Here is an 18543-nt window from a genome sequence, read left to right on the forward strand (position 1 = left end):
TGTAATTACATGTTGTATGTCAACGCTTTGTGACAGTGCGGCCTTGTTCAAATAACTAACTTGTGATTGCTTTTAAAGCACAGCTTATAATCCAATTAACTTAATGCCATATTTTATGATCAAAAAATTACCTGCTTTGCTGTTCATTTATGCTGCACTCATGCTGTATAAACCTGTGCTTGCCCAGCGGCAAATGGAATACCTCAACAGGGGGTTGGTTGCCGTAAACCAGGGCAGCGGAAAAGTGTTTTTAAGCTGGCGAATGCTGGGTAATGAGGCCGATAACGTGGCCTTTAACCTGTACCACCAGGTAGGCAGCAAACCGGCTGTAAAAGTTAACGCCCAGCCATTAACTACGGTTACCAGCTATACCCAGGATAGGGTAGATAGTACCGCAAGTAACAGCTGGTATGTAAAAGCTGTGCTCAACGGCAAAGAAGAAACTGCAGGTAATACCTACACTATAGCAGCAAAATCGCCTGCACAACCATACTGGACCCTGCCGCTTAAAACGCCCAAGGGCTATGCTCCTAACGATGCTTCGGTGGGCGATTTGGATGGCGACGGAGAATACGAAATTATTTTGCACCAAACCGGCAGGGGCAGAGATAATTCATCGGCAGGCATTACAGATCCGCCTGTATTACAGGCTTATAAACTGGATGGAACCCTGCTTTGGGAAATTAACTTAGGCCATAACATTCGTGAGGGTGCGCACTATACCCAGTTTATGGTGTACGACCTGGATGGCGATGGCATTGCCGAAATTGCCTGCAAAACTGCCGATGGTACTGTGGACGGTAAAGGTAAAGTGATAGGTGATTCTACCAAACGTTATGCTAACACGCAGGGGCGGATATTAGACGGGCCCGAATATTTTACCATTTTTGATGGCCGAACCGGTGCTGCATTAGCCACCACCGATTATATACCCGCCCGCGGTAACCTGGGCGGCTGGGGCGGCCGTGGAGGTAACGGCGGTAATGATAACAGCGGTAACCGGGTCGATCGCTTTTTGGCTTGCGTGGCCTACCTAGACGGTGTGCATCCCAGCGTAATTATGTGCCGTGGTTATTATGGCCGTACGGTGCTGGCCGCTTGGGACTGGCGTGGTGGCAAGCTTACCTCGCGCTGGGTTTTCGATACCAAAGATGGAGCTAACCCCTACTCGGGCATGGGTAACCATAACTTAACCGTAGCCGATGTGGACGGCGATGGTAAAGATGAAATTATTTATGGTGCCATGTGTGTAGATGATAATGGTAAGGGTATATACACCACCGGTTTGCGTCATGGCGATGCCGTGCACGTAAGCGACCTCGACCCATCGCGCCCTGGCCTGGAAGTATTTGGTGTGCATGAGATAGAAGAAAACACCAAAGGTGCTGGTAGTGCCATGTATGATGCCCGTACCGGTGAAATTTTATGGCAGGGCGACCCGGATATGGATGTGGGCCGTGGAATGTCGGCCGATATTGATCCGCGGTATGCCGGGGTGGAGAACTGGGGCGGTGCCGACGGTTTAAAAACCGCTAAAGGCGAAAAGATAGGCGTAGGACCGAGATCGGTAAACTTTGGCATTTGGTGGGACGGCGACTTGCTACGCGAATTATTGGATGGTAACCGCGTTATGAAATGGGATTACCAGAACAGCAAAGTAGATAATATAATGGTGGCAAACGGTTACCAGTCAAACAACGGCAGTAAAGCTACCCCAACTTTAAGTGCCGATTTGTTTGGCGACTGGCGTGAGGAAGTGATACTGCGTTCGGCCGATGGGCAAAGTTTAAGGATTTATACCACTACTATTCCAACGCAATACCGTTTCCGTACGCTAATGCACGATGCGCAGTATCGCCTCAGCATAGCTTGGCAAAACGTAGGTTATAACCAGCCGCCTTACACCAGCTTTTTTTTAGGCTATGGTATGAAAGCACCGGCTAAACCTAATATCGTTATTGTAAAAAAGAAATAACTTTGGCTTACACTACTTATGCAAACCAAATGATTTTTGCCTTGTTGTAGTTATAATTAAATGAATACGATTATGGATAAGTTAGAAATAAAAGGTGGCTGGAACGAGCTGAAAGGTAAAATTAAACAAGCCTATGCCGACCTCACCGACGATGACCTGAAACACGAAGAAGGACAAGACGATGAATTGCTGGGTAAACTTCAGCAAAAAACCGGCAAAGGCCGCGATGAATTAGTGAAATGGATCAACAGCTTATAAGCTGATACAACCAAGAAAGTCCCCAAATTTCGGGGACTTTCTTGGTTTAAAAGTTCTGATTAGGAAGTTGATAGTAAGGACTTGATAGTTAATAGCCCATAGTCCATTGTAGTTAAAGAGTCGATATTTTTAAGTCTTTTGCTCCAAATCCCCAGCTTTCTTTCTCAAATCCCTGATCCCCGCACCCCAAACCTCGCTCCCCGCACTCAACCCGCACTTTTATCGTCGTTATTAATATTCCGCTGGTTCTTTTTGATATCGCTGCTCAGGCGGCCAAATTTGTAACTAAAGCTGATATTGAACGTACGGTATATTTGATTGGAGGTATTGGATTGGTAGAAATCGGGCGTATTGGAATACGAAATAAACGCGAAATTCTTTTGGTAGGGATTATTGACCACGGCTGTAATGGTAGCCTTTTTGTTTAGGAAAGTTTTGCTCATACTTAGGGATGAGTAAACATAATCGTTAGAGCTGCCCTGCAATAAAATATACCTGCGGTTATACCCCCCCGTTGCCCCAACGGTCCACGTATTGGAAGGTTTAAAAGCAACATTGGCAAATGTATTGGTACGTACCCCCTGGTTGCTGTAAAAACGATTATTATATGGGCCGTTTACCCAAACGTAAAACAACCCGCTGTTAAAGTTTAAGTTAAGCTTGTTGGTAATGGGGTAGTTGCCGCTAACGTTCCAGCGTAAAATTTTTACGTTGCCCGCGTTGGCATAAGTATTTCTTGAGGTATCGTTCACTACGCTTAAAACCGGTACAATGCTGTTGCCGGTGTACATATAGCTCAATTTATTGCTTAAAGTTCCTTTGCCTGTTTTGGTATGGGTAAGCTCAATTAACTGGCTGGTTACCGGGCGCAGGTTGGGGTTACCGGTGCTAATGTACTGCACGTTGGTACGATCAATAAACGGATTGAGCTGCTGTATGTAAGGTCTTTCTAAACGGGTGGTGTAACCAAATGTAAGGCTTTGGTTGTTAGGCAATGTGCGCATGGCCGATATGGAAGGCACTGCATTGATGTAATTCATAACCAGGGGTGTGTTGTTGGTAATAAAGTTGGCGTTAATGCGGGTATGTTCTAAACGTACACCCGCTTTAAAAGTCCATTGGGTAGTTTTAAGCTGATAGGAATTATAAGCGCTGTACACATCTTGGTTATAATCAAAATCATTGCGGCGTGTGGGATCATCATTATATCCCTGTGCCAGCAGTTGCCGGCCCGATGCCTCACTGAAATTGCTGCGTAAAATTGCCTTGGTGCCACCTTCAACAGTCAATTGCTTAAACGGGTGTACATAATCCAGCTGAAAGGTATGTTCCCTGGAACCGGCATCGTTTTGCTGATCATAATCGGGATTGCTGTAGTTAACCCGGTTTATGGCCGATATGTTACTATGCTGCCCGTTCAAATAGTAGGAGTAACGATAAGAGAGGGTGAGCAGTTGTTGTTTTTTACGCTTAAAGCCCAGCTGGTAATTAACTCCCGCATCAATTCCCTCCCAGTTATTACCACCGTTGCTCAATAATAAGTAAGCCTGGTTAATTGCCGTACTATTAAATTGTGTATTGCGCGTATATTCCTGTTTAAACTTGCCCCGGCTATAATTAATGTTGGCCGTCAGTAAATTAAGCGAGTCGATCTCATAACTCATTTCACTGCCGCCATATCCATAATTGCCGCCACTGGTTAAGCCCACCTGTTGTTTAAAAAGGGAGGTTACGGTTCCTGGTTGCACAGGGTTATACGTTTGCCTGAAGTTTTCGGCGGTAACCCGTGTGGTGGTTTGCCTGCCTGCACCAAAAAATACCGATGCACCAAACTTATTACTCTTAACAGTACCCGTTCCGCTCAGGCTTGGCCCGTAAGGGTAACTGTAACGGGTAGTTAAACTGCCATTGTAACCGTTTGATGTGGTTTTAAAGGTAATAATGTTAATAATACCCGCCAGCCCTTCGCTATCGTATTTGGATGGTGGTGTGGTAATTACCTCAATTTTTTGAATGGTGCTCGCCGGCATGGTACGCAATACATCCTTAGGGCTGGATGCTAATAAAGCCGAGGGCTTGCCGTTAATAAATATGCGGTAGCTGCCGCTGCCCTGTAACTGGATGTTATCATCGCCGTCTACCGTAAGCAGGGGTACGCGGCGTATCATATCCATAACGGTAAGTGCTTTGCTATCGGGGTCGGCTTGTACATCGTAGCTTAGGCGGTCAATTTCCTGCTTAACCAACGGGCGCGATGCGGTTACGCTTACGGCTTTCAGTTCGCTTAATGCGGCGGTCAGTTTAATATTGCCCAGGTCAATAACCTTGTGGTTAAAAGCAGGCACTATAATGGTTTTGGTTTGATAGCCTATGGCTATGAATAGCAGCCGGTAGCTTTTTAAAGGTAGCTGGCTTAACCCGAAAGAACCATCGGTTTTGGTTAAACCGCTTTTAACGGTTTGTTGCAGGCTGTCTTTTAAGGATAAAGTAATGTAGCTCAACGGCTTTTGCGTAGCCGAATCGGTTACCAAACCTTTCAAGGTGCCAGTGTTGGTTGCTTGCGAAATGGCAATAGAAGTTATGCACCCGCAAATTGCAGTGAGTAATAGTTTTTTCATATATATTAAAACAGGGAGATATTAGCTACATGGCCCCGAGGCTGTTTAGCCGCGTTTTAGTGGTAAAGCAAAGGGTAGCATTTTAGTCATTCAATAAAAAAGACAGCTAAATGTGCCGGGCGTTGCATCAAGACTATCATTAATGTAAAAAAACAGATAGCTGCGCTTAACAAAAAACACATTTGTTTAAACAGGTGTTATTATGATTATCTCAACCTGATGTAAATTTATATGCCGTTTAAACAATTAAAAAAATACCTGTGGTTAGTTGTAATTGCAGTATTTTGTATGCCGATGCCTGCCAGCAGCTTTTCTATTTTAGCACATGAGGCTATAATAGATGCCGAATGGGACCTTACCCTTAAACCAATTTTATTAAAACGGTATGCAACCGCTACTTTACAGGAACTGGTTAAAGCACACGCTTATGCATACGGAGGCAGCCTGGTTGCCGATATTGGATACATGCCCGGCGGCAATGCCCACTTTACCGATCTGCTGCACTACGTACGCAGTGGCGATTTTATTATAAACCTGCTTAACGAAGCGCAGAATTTAAACGAATATGCTTTTGCCTTAGGGGCGTTGTCGCATTACGTGTCTGATAAGTACGGGCATAGTTTGGCTACCAACGTTACCGTACCCGAGCTTTATCCTAAACTTAAACAGAAATTTGGTAACGTGGTAACCTACGAAGATGACCATACATCGCACAGCCGTATGGAGTTTGCTTACGATGCCGTACAGGTTGGCCGCAGTAATTACGCCTCGGTGGCCTATCATGATTTTATTGGCTTTAATATAGCTACGCCACCCTTAGAGAGGGCTTTTTTGAAAACTTACGGGCAAGATCTGAACGCTATTTTTGACAATTTTAATTCCAGTATATCCATGATGCGCTGGGGGGTAAAAAACCTTTTCCCGGCTCTAACCCGTAAAGCATGGAAAGCTAACAAAGCCGAGATCAGAAAAAATAACCCCGATGCCAGGATCAGGAGTTTTAAATACAGAATGAGCCGTCGTATGTATAACAAGGAGTACACAGGCAAACAAAATAAACCCGATTTTAAAGCTCGTGCATTAGCCTTTTTAGTAAGGATATTACCTAAAGTTGGGCCGCTTAAAAACCTGAAATTTGTTTACCCCGGTAAAGAAGGCGAGCAGAGATTTACCCGCGTTTTCGATACTATTATACAACAGTATGCGGTGGCTTTAAAAAAATGGGATAACCAATTACTCATGCTCGAAGATATTAACTTAGACACAGGCGAACCCCTGTTGTACGGGGATTATAAGCTATCCGATAAAACATACTGTACCCTGGTGCTTAACCTGCAAAAAGAGAAGTTTGCCTGTTTGACCCAAACCTTGCAACAACATTTGGTTAAATATTTTGACGGGGCGTTATTACACGAAATTTATAAAGACCATCCCGAAGAGGAAGCCGGGATGCAAGCAGCTTTGCAACAAATGAAAGCTTACCGTTCGCCGGTGCAATTAAGTGCTGCAAAAATATAAATAAATATAATTTAGCGTAAAAAAATGAAGTTTTACGGTAAATTACAGAACTTTTTTACTGTAAATAGTTTGAATTTTGGTTTGTAATAGTGAATCAGTCCTTCTTTTTAGAAGACAACTTTACACAATTAGGAACGGTTTTGCCACCTTTTTTCTTGGTGCCATCTTTTTTATATCCATCCCAACATGGATCTTTCTTTGTTTTGGTTGCCATATTAACACCTATTAAATTCAACTTCTTTAAGTGTACAAAAGGCCGCTTTTAATTTAAGAGCGGCCCTTGCATTTGTTTAATAATCAGCTTATTGGCTATCACGCAATAGCTTAATACGGTCGTGCGACTGGTTAATAGCCTGAGCTTGAGTGGTAACTAATTGTGTTGTCGCTGCTGTTAAGCCGCTATCAACTGCTAAGGCTTCTTTGTAAGCTTTTTTAATAGCATCCTCGCCACGCTCACACTCCGCTAATACCGCCTTACGATCGTGTCCGCTAAATAGGGCTTTTACTTCTATCCAGGCACGATGTATGGTACCCGATGCGCTGGTGCCGGTTTCAGTATCTGTTCCGCCTTGTGCAGCAAAGGCAGTTAATTCTAATGCAAACTGGCGGCTTTGTGCACTGTATTCTTCAAATAATGTTTTAAGGTCCAGGTCGCCATCGCCCAAATCTTTTAAAGCACGCTCAAAACCGGCGCTGCGATCATTATTAATTTCAATTAGGTCGTTTAACACCTCTGATGATTTTTCTGTAGTTTCCATGTGATAGATAATTTGTTTTGTAATTCATAGTTAAAAACTACTGATTTTAAATATAGTTTTAATATTTATTAATTATTTATCGTTTGTCGTAATTTAAGGAATTATAACAATAGATAAACAAGCATAATAGTTAACAATTAATATTATAGATACTTATACACAACTATACTGTTTATAGGGTAATTTTGACATAATAGTTAATAACTGTGCCATGTGGGGAGTAAATAAAGTAGTGTTAGTAGGCCATTTAGGTAAAGACCCGGATATTAGATACCTGGCCGAAAATATTTCGGTTGTCAGTTTTCCATTGGCTACTTCCGAAAATATAACGGTAGATGGGCGTAAAGTTGAGGAAACAGAGTGGCATAATATTGTAATGTGGCGAAGTTTGGCAGAAGCCGCTTATAAATTCTTAAAAAAGGGTAAGCTTATCTATCTCGAAGGTAAGATACGCACACGTTCATTTGATGATAAACAGGGTGTACAGCGTACAATAACCGAAGTGTTGGCCGAAAACTTCACCGTACTTGGCCGTAGTAGCGATTTTAATTCTGCCGATAATACTGCTTACCACAGTACCGACTAAGTTTTTTTCGTAAAACCCATTTTAAACTGGTATTTTTAATAACCAGTGCCAACTTTATAATATTTGTATTTGGTTTTAAGTACGGTTTATATTTTCGTTTGAAATAAGTAGCTTCGTATTTCCTGATATAACATAATGTATTGCCATGAAATTATTTTACCGCTACGGATTAGGCTGTGTGTTAAGCTTAGTGAGCTTAACTGTAAACGCGCAAACCGTAACTTTAGATTATTATTTTAACCACGAAACCCATAAAAGTAAAACCGGAGAGCCCGAACGTTTCCATTATTTATGGGAAGAAAAAGCCAATACAGGGTACTCCATTTTAGGCGAAGTGTTTAAAAAGCAAGGCTTCGGGTTAAAGGCATTAGAAACTGCGCCAACCACAAGTAACCTTAAAGGTACCAGCATTTATATCATAGTAGATCCTGATAGCAAGAAGGAAAACCCGAACCCAAAATACATACAGCCGACTGATGTGACCAATATAGCAGCCTGGGTAAAACAAGGTGGTGTACTGGTAATGCTGGCTAATGATAGCGCTAATGTGGAGTTGCCGCATTTTAACCGGTTGGCGGCCGCTTTTGATATGCGTTTTAATGATGATATGCAAAACCATGTGATTGATGATGCCCACTTTGCCGATGGTGGTGTAGATACCAAAGGTCACCCGCTGTTTAAAACCGCCAGTAAGATTTTTATGAAAGATGTATGCTCTATAACCACTACCGGTAATGCTAAACCATTATTAAAAAATGGGACAGGTGCAACCATTATTGCCACAGCTAAACACGGCAAGGGCACAGTAGTAGCTATAAGCGACCCCTGGTTATACGATGAATACGTTAACGGTCGCCTGCCTGCCGAGTATGAAAACGACAAAGCCGCTTTTGACCTGGTAGTATGGCTTAAACAACAGATGCCTAAGGCAAAATAAGCGCAACCCTTTTTAATTTTTTATGAAAAGGTAAGTGGTATTCTGGATAAAATAAATGCCTGATTATAAACTATCTGTTTTTTTTAATCAATAAATTATTAATTTGTACATCAGCTATTAATCTAATATAAGTTTTGATAGCATGGCTTAATTTAATCAATTACAAAAATTGTTGCGCTATACCGTTGAATGATAAAATTATTAAAAGGGCTAAACGCCGGGCTTGCAGTATTAATCTTAATATTATTAACTTATCATGGGTATGCGCAGGTTAGCCCTACCACCATTGCTGGCAATGCATGGGCTAACAATTCGGTAAATACGGTTATCTTTCGTAAAAACTCCCTCACCACGTTTAAAGGATGGCAATATGCGGCATATTACAATGGCGAACAACATCTTACACTGGCTAAACGACAAACAGGCGGTAGCCAATGGCAAATCATGCAAACCCCATACACTGGCGATGCTACCGATGCGCATAAATCTATCAGCATTATGGTGGATGGTGCGGGTTATTTGCATGTGGCCTGGGGACAGCACAATAATTCGCTTAATTATGCATTAAGCGTTAAACCTGGCTCATTAACGTTGGGTGCTAAAACCGTTATGACCGGTAAAAAGGAAGGTAAGCTTAGTTACCCCGAATTTTATAAACTGGCTAATGGCAACTTGCTGTTTCTGTACCGCGATGGCGGCTCGGGCAATGGTAACCTGATGCTGAATCATTATAATACGGTAACCAAACGGTGGACACGTTTGCAGGATAACCTGATAGACGGCGAAGGCAAGCGCAATGCTTACTGGCAAATGACAGTGGACAGAGCCGGTGCCATACATTTATCATGGGTGTGGCGCGAATCGCCCGATGTGGCCAGTAACCACGATATGGCCTATGCCTGTTCTAAAGACGGTGGCAAAACCTGGCAAAAAACTAATGGGGAAGTATATACTTTGCCCATAACCCAATCCAGTGCCGAGTATGCCTGCAAAATACCCCAGCACAGCGAACTCATTAACCAAACTTCTATGATAGCCGATATGCGGGGCAATCCTTATATTGCTTCTTACTGGCGCGATAGTGCGCAAAGCGTACCGCAATATCATTTAATATACCATAATGGAAGTACATGGAATGTTAAAAATCTGGGTTTCCGTAAAACGGTCTTTTCTTTAAGTGGCGGCGGCACCAAACGTATCCCAATTTCGCGCCCGCAAATTATAGCATGGAAAAATGGGAGAAAGATGGCCGCAGCTTTAATTTTCAGGGATGAAGAGCAGAGTGATAAAGTTTCTGTAGCGGTAAACAATAACCTGCAAAAACATTTATGGACAATACAAAATCTGACAGTAAAATCGGTGGGTTCGTGGGAACCTACTTACGATACCGAACTTTGGAAGACTAAGCAAATACTTAATTTGTTTGTGCAAAACACTGTACAGGTAGATGGCGAAGGCAAGGCTAACGTGCCGCAGCAACCTGTGCAGGTAATACAATGGAAACCAGTTATTAAAAAATAAACTATGTTTTTAAACTCAAAAATGCTGGCTGTTTGTATAGTAGCCCTGTTATATGTATCGGGTGTTCGTGCCCAAAATGCAGCTTCTTTTAAAACAGATAAGGTATTGCTTAAAAAGTTTGAAGGAGAGTTTAAAAGTGCATCCGCACAATACCAATTGCTGGCTCAAAGGCTAAAGCCCGACCGTTTCCCTAAAACTTATTACGCCAAAACCGATAGTCTGGAAACCAGTAATTCGGGGTGGTGGTGCAGTGGTTTTTACCCTGGTACGTTATTGTATTTGTATGAACAAACTAAAAACAAGGCTTTACTTACCGAGGCTCACCGCATACTGAAGTCCCTTACTAAAGAACAGTACAATAAAACTACCCACGATTTGGGTTTTATGATGTACTGCAGCTTTGGCAACGCGTTGCAAATAGCGCCAAAGCCGGAGTATAAAGAAATCCTGATCAATAGTGCCAAATCGCTTTGTACACGTTTCGATCCTAAGGTGGGTTGCATTAAATCATGGGATTCAAACAAACCGGAGTTTTTGGTGATCATTGATAATATGATGAACCTGGAATTGCTGTTTTGGGCCACCAGGGTAACCGGCGATTCCAGCTATTATAAAATAGCCGTTACCCATGCCAACACCACCATGCAAAACCATTTCCGGCCCGATTATAGTTCTTACCACGTCATTAATTACAATCCTGAAACTGGTGCCGTTCAGCAAAAGCGTACAGCGCAGGGTTATGCCAATGAATCGGCCTGGGCAAGGGGGCAAGCCTGGGGTTTATACGGTTATACGGTGATGTACCGCGAAACAAAGGACAAAAAATACCTGGATCAAGCGCAACACCTTGCCCGGTTTATACTTAAACATCCTAACCTGCCAAAAGACAAGATTCCTTACTGGGATTTTAACGCGCCCAACATACCCAACGCCCTGCGAGATGCTTCGGCTGGCGCAGTAATGGCTTCGGCCTTGTTAGAACTTTGTAAATATGCCGACCAGGTTGATGGCCGAACCTATTACAGTGCTGCTCAAACTATGCTAAGGTCGTTAATGGCAGCCCCTTATCTGGCTAAAGCTGGTACAAACGGAGGTTTTATATTACAACATAGCGTAGGTCATATTCCGCAGGGAACCGAGATAGATGTACCGCTCACCTATGCCGATTACTATTATGTGGAAGCCATGATACGGTACAAAAACTTAAACAAATAGCCGCCGAAGTTGGGAACAATATTGCCGTTTGTGATACGGTGTTTTGATTGCCGGGTAGTTAATGCTGAACTTACCTTGTTAAACTTAGGTAAAAAATATCCTAATCAAACACTTACCATAACTATTAAAGGAACTAATGTTAAAATTAACCCTGCTTTAATAAAAGCTAAATCGGCCTGTTTTTACGGCGAAGCAATAATGTTCAAAAACAAACCCGAGATGGTGATTACCGGGCCGGTGCAAATAAAAGATATTAAACAATACCAATAAGCTGTGGGATATAAAGAAAGCCATACAAATAACTCATCAAAATAAGAGGCCTTCAGAAATAATCTGAAGGCCTCTTTATTTTGTGTGGAGAATATCGGAGTCGAACCGATGACCTCTTGCATGCCATCTAAGAGAAAACCGCCTCTTTTTTTGATTAATTTATTGATTATCAGTTCTATTAATGCTTCTAAGTCTTCTTGGGGAACACCAAAGGGTACGTTATTTCTGTTTTTATCTAAATTACGTGGTGTTCCAATATTCATAAGTTGCTAAGTTAAGTAAAACGATGGGTTAATTATTAAGCCAACACCAGGCTAGAACTTAACTAAGCAAAGGAGGAACGGAATAAATGGACTGTGTGTAGGGTTGTGGGTTTATGCCGGAAATTCCTTTAAGCGATGTTAAGGCCGTTGCCTAACTTTGCGGTAATCATTAATGCATCTCTCTTCCTTATTTTATTTGAGACAGTAAATCTTCATACTATATACCCCTATAATTTACTGTCCCATTAATTTGATCTTTGACTTTTTAAAAAGTAAACTGGGCGTATACAATGATTGGTTAAATTGCCAGTTATGCGATAAAAATATAAGTATGTAATGAATTATGTTTAGACTGCTAAATATATTTGATTCTATAATGCTATAGCAAAGTCAAACAAGACCTCGTTAATAATTAATGCTAATTTTCGTGCTGTTCAAAGGAAAATAAAGGAAACTCCAAAAGGTCACATTTGCTAATAACTTGCGAACAGACACCATGCGCATTAGTTTTAAGCCATAACTGCCCTTGTCGTGATAGTAAAGACATCCAAACAATTTGTCTATACTGCTCCGGAATTTTGAGCATATATAAGCAATCCGAAATAATTGTACTTCCACTATTTATATAAACAACTCGACCTACACACCTTTTTCCGACCCTGCACATCAAAATGTCGCCGCTTTGAGCTAACTTATGATTGTGTAAATCTTCATTTGTATGTAAATCAATTAATATACTATGTTGCTTTAGGTGTACCGAATGAATGAATAAATCGGTTCCTGCTTTTAATTCTTTGTAAGATCGAGTACCTCTAATAATTTTAACACCTATATCTTTAAATGTTGGAAGTTGATTTTCAAGAGATTGCTGAGATTCAAAAAATGTATAGTCCATACGTTTAATCAAATCAGCTTTCAAAACCTTTAAACCAATGGTCAATTGTCCTATATTATCCGAAAGATATAATTTACAATTATCGGATTTTGGTTCAGTTTTTCTTATAATTAAAATATATGTTCTAGCTTCGGTTTTACTAAAAATGTTATCAGGTAATTGAATGATTTTTTTTACATCGAATGTATTCAAAAGAGTACTTCTAAAGAATTGATAATCTTTACTACACATTAAAGTATCAGACAGAATTATTCCAAGTTCTCCACCATTTTTTAAGAGGAATACGTTATGTGCAAAAAACACAATTTCAGAATTTATTCTGCTTAATTTAATAAAGTCTATACAGTTAGCATCTTTGAATAGCTTTAAATACTTTTTAGGATTTTCTACCTTTATATATGGAGGGTTGCATATAGCAACATCGATTGAACCAAATTTGATTTTTAGAGTCTTTGAAAGATTGGATTTTAACGAATCGTAATTAAAAACTTTAATAAAAGATAGATTATTTTTTATGCTTTCAACTTTGGCTTTTTCAATCTCAGTTGCAAAAAAACTAGCCTTTCCCCACCTTTTTTGAGCCGCTAATGTTAAGGAAGCATTACCAACCCCTAAGTCTATAATTTTATCAGGAAATTCAGTATGAAGGGACTGAATTAACAATTTAGAAACAACATCAGCAGTATAAAATCTTCCTAAAGTATCCATGTTAACTGATGTATTTGGATAAGTAATATATATTAGATCTCAACACACTTTCACTTCGGTATTTTTTTTCAACTGGAAAGTCATATATCAGATAAGTATTTGAGTTTCTCGATGAAAATATTGCAGCACCTAAACAATGTGGTCTTGTTCCTAAAGGAGAAATATAAACATCAAATTCATGTACGTGTCTTTGGTATATAGAATTAAGTAACTCTATCATCTCAAAAGGGCTTGCGGCTTCACATGGCCTAACATCATCAAAACACTCCGCACCTTTTAATACCATGTAATTCATCTTTATTGCTGTTTGATTCCATCCTGGAACAAAAGAAGGAAACCCAACTATTGGTATAAGCTTTTTCGGCTTTAAATTTTCATATATAGTTTGCAGTCTCTGACTATCAAATCCCATAGAAGCTACTAATAAGATCTCTTTAGAGCTTCTGTGTTTATTGAATCCAGGTACACTGCGGGAACTACCAATAACCTTAGAATATAAATCATATTCTTCAGTTGTTCCTATCTCATCAATATCTCTTTTCTTGTACTCAATAGGTTCAGTATATGCTGCAAATAAATGGCAGGGCTTAACCTCATTTAATAATAGCTGAATCAATAAAAAAAGAATTCCTTGCTTTAGGGTAGTAATGTCAATGCAAATGTTAGCCCCTTGAAAGTTTTGGTTTCTAAGCAAAGTCTGTAAGTCAGGTATTAAAGACTTGTTATCGGCTTTGTCAATTATTATATTATCAGATGATGCAATTTCATAATGGAATTTATCTGCATTGTCACAAGTGTCAAATGAATAAATTTTTCCCTTGAAGTTTGGAATTGAATTTCTAAAGTGAACATGGCGAGCATCATTATCTTCCCTTAAACCAGTGATTAGTATGTCAAATTGATTCGAGAAGTAACTGGAATTTCCCTTATTTACATCAAATTTTTCTTGGTAATTCATGTGTACTCAGGAAAAAGTGAAGGGTTGGAATCGTCTGAAGATCCTGACAGCTTTTTTACTACTTCTTCCAAATCTTTGTGGGAACCACAAAAGAGTTTCATCAAGTCAAGCCCCAAAATTAATATTTTTCTTTTTCTCAGGTGAGAAATTTTGAATGCGGGACAATAAATGTGGTTTAGGTGGTAATCAGTAAACTCGACAACCTCATTAGACTTAGTTTTAGTTGACTCAGCTTCTTCAAGAATCTTATGACGTATAGCATCATTAAGAAGCTTTTTAGTAACGCCATTATCACCTTGGACATCTGTGATTTTTGTTTCAAAATGATTGTGCTCTACTTCTCCCAATGTCGAATTTGAATTGGTGTGAAGCGCAGAGAATATCTTACCTAACGCTATTGTAAATCTTTTTAATTGTAGACCATTGGGTTCGTAACTATCAATTTCTCTAAGCTTAAAATTACTTACGAAGTATACTGCCTTTGTTTGCTCATCAATAGTAAACGGCCTAGGTTTATCGAAAAAGTTTAAATCAGGAGAGCTATTGAAGGCATAATCAAAGGCATATTCTGCTAATTCTAAAAAGCTCCGAATAACTCCTGATGAAAGTGCAGAATATACTTTAAAACCGTGATATTTCTTTTCTGTTTTAAATTCATGGCACAAGAGGTAAACTGCTGCCGTTTCAGTATTGTGAATCCACTCTTTATATTCACGACTATTATTTTCAAAATGATTAACCAACTGTTTAGCTGGGACTGAATATTGATTGCGTCTTGATAATAAGGCTAAATGAATCCTTTGTTTAACAATTGTTGTGTTTACTAAGACTTCATAGTAAGATAAATACTCGTCTGTCGAATAGTTGTATAACCCAGCTTGCTTCTTTACTTCCGTAAAAATTCTGTTTTTTAGTTTTTCAACATCAGCTGGCTTATTAGTAAAAAGTGATTCTTCATAATTTTTATCGTAACTCTTTAAATAGTAGTCTATTTTAAGAAGTTTTTCATCGTAGCCAGTTTTAACTTTGTCTAACTCTTCTTTTAACCGTTTTTTGCAGATTTCAATTAATAAACTGTTGTATTCCGTACTTTCATAATATCCATACCCGTCAGTTTTCAGTAAAGCAAAGTCATCTTTTTGTTGAAGAACTTGTCCAGAGCCTGTTTTATAGGTTTGTATACCTTTTGTAATAACACCAAAGTCATATACAATGTTACTATCACTCTGCTTCAACAATGTATTGATCTCTATCTGTTGTTGTTCGCTAAAAACTTCAAATTCGTCAATAAAGATGTGGAATGTGTTATTTTTTAAAACTTCAAATTCTTTAAGACTGAGCAAAAGTTTCTCAATCACCGTTCCTGCATTTAGCCCAACGGGCTTAGGTTTTTCAGTATTGTTCGAAAATTTTTCGATTTTAAGAATAACTCTTTCGAAAGTTGACTTTAGGTCACCGATATCATCTACATTATCCTCCTCAATCATAAACGTGATATGTTCAATCACTTTCTTGAAAGAAGGAATAGGTATTAATTCTTCCTCAATAAGAGTTTTAATAAAAGGAATTATCTCTTTACAAATTACTACATTGAAGTATGTATTGAAAATTCCGACCCATTCAAGCGGAGAAATGTTTTTTTGTTCCAAGCTTTTGACAAAGCGTCCGTCCGCTTTATAATAAAAACCGATATGCTTAGTCTGGGAGAGGAAAGCTTCGAAGGTTACTCCTTTTGTTTTAGCCTCCGAATATTTTTCATTCCAAGAGTTGCATCTAAAAAACATGGTTTTGCCAGTACCTCGACTTCCTTCAAATATCAAAGGCTGCTCATTTATGTGATTTTGTGACGGTTCGACAAAATATTTCCATGCCGAATCGCCCATTTGTTCAGCTCTTATTTTTGAGAATGGATTAGAATTTTGCATTTAATGAAATTATGTATAAGTGTTTTTCCTCTTGATTAGACATTTCCAGCCTGTCATTTCTTTCCAAAAAATTGGCAAGGACCAGTCTGGAACCCTGTTGTGTAATATTATAGCGAAATCTAAATGACCATGCCCAAATAAATCTATTCCTTTGGTAGATTCAATATTTTTAAAATATTGAACAGCAGCAACCTTTTCTTCTTTAGATGCCCAAATAACATTTTCGTCGGAAAAAACTCTATTCTTTTCTGTTAGTAAGTCACATACTCTAATTCTTACCCCAACGGTATATTGATTAAAAATTAACTCTTCTACATTGTATTGATAACCTACTAATGCCAAATAATAGATAGAAATATCAAGTTCTTGACACATGTTTTTTATCTCTTCGACTTTAGGAGAATTCAAGAAATCGCGTAATTGATCTCCAGAGCCGATGCAATCGTCAACAAAAATTAAATATTTTTTATCTAACAACTTATTTTTATCAACATTTTTGACGAAATCAACATCTTTTGCCGGCACCTCTAATTTGTGAACTAAATCGGCAACTATCGCATTTCCGCTTTCTTGTGGTTTGTCGGAATCAGATAGGGGGATAAAAAAAGAGGCCTGTTTAAGTTTTAATATCCTTGTTTCTGCATCACTATGTTGAATGTAGATATTATCAGTTCTAATCAACTCGGACTTTAATAATTCGCCATAAATTTTTTCATTTAAACCATATAAAAGTAACTTCTCTAAATCCTTTTTAGAGTAGTATAAAGTATGAAGTAAAATTTTAGTGGCGTAATATTTACCCTCAATGTCGTTTTTGAAGTTATCTTCTAACCAATTAGAAACATTGGAATATTTTAGATAATCCCATTGAGACAGACATACAATTCTTAATTGATGTACTTTTTCATCCAAAAATTGCTGATAATCCATTACACCGAAATATCTGCTTTTATAGCGGGATGCGGATTGTATTCTTCTAGCTTAAAATCATTGTAACTAAATGAGAATATGTCTTTAACATCGGGATTTAAAATCATTTTTGGGAATTGACGAGGCTCCCGGCTTAACTGTAAATCAACTTGCTCTAAGTGATTTAGGTAAATATGGGTATCACCGAATGTATGTATAAAATCGCCAGCTTCAAGGTTACATACCTGTGCAAACATCATTGTGAGTAAAGCGTAAGAGGCAATATTGAAAGGTACACCTAAAAACATATCAGCACTTCGTTGGTACATTTGACAAGACAGCTTGCCGTCGGCTACATAAAATTGAAACATTAAATGGCATGGGGGGAGTGCCATTTTATCAACATCAGCAGGATTCCATGCTGTGACAATTATTCTTCTTGAATCAGGATTGTTTTTTATTGTATTTATTGCTTGTTGAATTTGATCAATGTGGCTGCCATCGGGTTTCGGCCAATTTCTCCATTGATAACCATATACAGGCCCTAACTCGCCATTCTCGTCTGCCCATTCATCCCAAATAGAAACATTATTATCTTTGAGGTATTTAATATTGGATGAGCCTTGCAAAAACCACAATAATTCGTGAATAATTGCCTTAAGGTGCATCTTTTTTGTCGTGAGAAGTGGAAACCCTTCACTTAGCGAAAATCGCATTTGATACCCGAATATGCTTATTGTACCGGTGCCTGTTCTGTCAGTTTTTTTAACACCGTTTTCTCTGACATATCTTAAGAGCGTTTCATACTGGTTCATTTGCTTTCGTAGTTTTAGAGATCGAATTTACTAAAAATATTAAACATCATGAGGATATTATTAATGCGAACCTCCAACGCGAATTGAGCAAAACGTCCTCATAAAGAAAGCCGAAAGGCGGTTATGAGGAATGCTTCACAAAAGGCTGGCGCTGCATTTGAACCTGGGCTGTAGGATGGCCAAATCAAATGCAATGACAGCGTTGATGCGTTTTGCGACTGCGTGGTGAGCCAAACAAGGGAACTGCCTGAATGAAATAGTAATGAAGCGTAGCGTAATGCTATAAAGGCAGTGAGAAGTTCCGTGATGAATGACTTTGCTCAAAATCAAACAGTATGACAAGTCAACGATAGTTGGTGAAGCTTAATGTGCTTGAAAAGCTTATTAAGCATAACGAAACTGGGCGTATTGTTG

General features: G+C 39.3%; 15 protein-coding genes. 7 read left to right on the top strand and 8 right to left on the bottom strand.

Going from position 1 to position 18543, the window contains the following annotated elements; genetic code table 11:
* The first annotated feature begins 115 nt into the window (after positions 1-115).
* Together ACFQ3S_RS10865 and ACFQ3S_RS10870 are read left to right on the top strand one after the other, a co-directional pair.
* Positions 116-1975, top strand: a complete 1860-nt coding sequence (locus ACFQ3S_RS10865; RefSeq protein WP_377164229.1) for a rhamnogalacturonan lyase — start codon at positions 116-118, stop codon at positions 1973-1975.
* A 72-nt stretch (positions 1976-2047) separates the two neighbouring features.
* The gene (locus tag ACFQ3S_RS10870) at positions 2048-2233 is read left to right on the top strand and encodes a CsbD family protein (RefSeq protein WP_188414304.1); all 186 of its coding nucleotides are present in this window, start codon (positions 2048-2050) and stop codon (positions 2231-2233) included.
* A 206-nt stretch (positions 2234-2439) separates the two neighbouring features.
* On the opposite strand, the gene ACFQ3S_RS10875 is transcribed toward ACFQ3S_RS10870, so the two are convergent.
* Entirely contained in the window at positions 2440-4851 is a 2412-nt protein-coding gene (locus tag ACFQ3S_RS10875; RefSeq protein ID WP_377164231.1) for an outer membrane beta-barrel protein, read from the bottom strand.
* Positions 4852-5145: 294 nt separating this feature from the next.
* On the opposite strand from ACFQ3S_RS10875, the gene ACFQ3S_RS10880 reads away from it, so the two are divergent.
* Complete coding sequence (locus tag ACFQ3S_RS10880) at positions 5146-6369, top strand: zinc dependent phospholipase C family protein (RefSeq protein ID WP_377164233.1); 1224 nt, start codon at positions 5146-5148, stop codon at positions 6367-6369.
* Positions 6370-6671: 302 nt separating this feature from the next.
* On the opposite strand, the gene ACFQ3S_RS10885 is transcribed toward ACFQ3S_RS10880, so the two are convergent.
* On the bottom strand, positions 6672-7127 hold the full coding sequence (locus ACFQ3S_RS10885) for a ferritin-like domain-containing protein (protein WP_377164235.1): 456 nt from the start codon (positions 7125-7127) through the stop codon (positions 6672-6674).
* 211 nt (positions 7128-7338) lie between these two features.
* Here ACFQ3S_RS10885 and ACFQ3S_RS10890 point away from each other — a divergent pair, with 211 nt between their 5' ends.
* The 4 genes from ACFQ3S_RS10890 (at position 7339) to ACFQ3S_RS10905 (ending at position 11386) form a co-directional block, all read left to right on the top strand.
* A complete protein-coding gene (locus ACFQ3S_RS10890) occupies positions 7339-7713 on the top strand; it encodes a single-stranded DNA-binding protein (RefSeq protein WP_377164237.1) in 375 nt (124 codons plus the stop codon).
* Between the two features lie 145 nt (positions 7714-7858).
* Positions 7859-8650, top strand: a complete 792-nt coding sequence (locus tag ACFQ3S_RS10895) for a hypothetical protein (RefSeq protein WP_377164239.1) — start codon at positions 7859-7861, stop codon at positions 8648-8650.
* Between the two features lie 189 nt (positions 8651-8839).
* Entirely contained in the window at positions 8840-10171 is a 1332-nt protein-coding gene (locus ACFQ3S_RS10900) for a BNR repeat-containing protein (protein WP_377164241.1), read from the top strand.
* 3 nt (positions 10172-10174) lie between these two features.
* Positions 10175-11386: a glycoside hydrolase family 88 protein gene (locus ACFQ3S_RS10905; RefSeq protein ID WP_377164243.1), complete on the top strand. Its 1212-nt coding sequence runs from the start codon at positions 10175-10177 to the stop codon at positions 11384-11386.
* Between the two features lie 182 nt (positions 11387-11568).
* Here ACFQ3S_RS10905 and ACFQ3S_RS10910 read toward each other — a convergent pair whose 3' ends face one another.
* The 6 genes from ACFQ3S_RS10910 to ACFQ3S_RS10935 all read right to left on the bottom strand — a co-directional run bounded on the left by ACFQ3S_RS10910 (position 11569) and on the right by ACFQ3S_RS10935 (position 18129).
* Positions 11569-11919 carry a hypothetical protein gene (locus tag ACFQ3S_RS10910; protein ID WP_377164245.1) on the bottom strand — a complete coding sequence of 117 codons (351 nt, stop codon included), beginning with the start codon at positions 11917-11919 and terminating at the stop codon, positions 11569-11571.
* Between the two features lie 418 nt (positions 11920-12337).
* Positions 12338-13522 carry an N-6 DNA methylase gene (locus ACFQ3S_RS10915; RefSeq protein WP_377164247.1) on the bottom strand — a complete coding sequence of 395 codons (1185 nt, stop codon included), beginning with the start codon at positions 13520-13522 and terminating at the stop codon, positions 12338-12340.
* Position 13523: 1 nt separating this feature from the next.
* On the bottom strand, positions 13524-14480 hold the full coding sequence (locus tag ACFQ3S_RS10920) for a hypothetical protein (RefSeq protein ID WP_377164249.1): 957 nt from the start codon (positions 14478-14480) through the stop codon (positions 13524-13526).
* Positions 14477-16405, bottom strand: coding sequence for an ORC-CDC6 family AAA ATPase (locus ACFQ3S_RS10925; RefSeq protein ID WP_377164251.1), 1929 nt, complete (start codon positions 16403-16405; stop codon positions 14477-14479). Before ACFQ3S_RS10925 ends, ACFQ3S_RS10920 begins: the two co-directional genes overlap by 4 nt.
* Before the next feature lie 9 nt (positions 16406-16414).
* The gene (locus ACFQ3S_RS10930; protein ID WP_377164253.1) at positions 16415-17335 is read right to left on the bottom strand and encodes a phosphoribosyltransferase-like protein; all 921 of its coding nucleotides are present in this window, start codon (positions 17333-17335) and stop codon (positions 16415-16417) included.
* Complete coding sequence (locus tag ACFQ3S_RS10935; RefSeq protein WP_377164255.1) at positions 17335-18129, bottom strand: thymidylate synthase; 795 nt, start codon at positions 18127-18129, stop codon at positions 17335-17337. The genes ACFQ3S_RS10930 and ACFQ3S_RS10935 overlap by 1 nt, the downstream gene beginning before the upstream one ends.
* Positions 18130-18543: the final 414 nt, after the last annotated feature.

The sequence above is a fragment of the Mucilaginibacter terrae genome (assembly GCF_042679325.1).
Taxonomy (GTDB): Bacteria; Bacteroidota; Bacteroidia; order Sphingobacteriales; family Sphingobacteriaceae; genus Mucilaginibacter; species Mucilaginibacter terrae.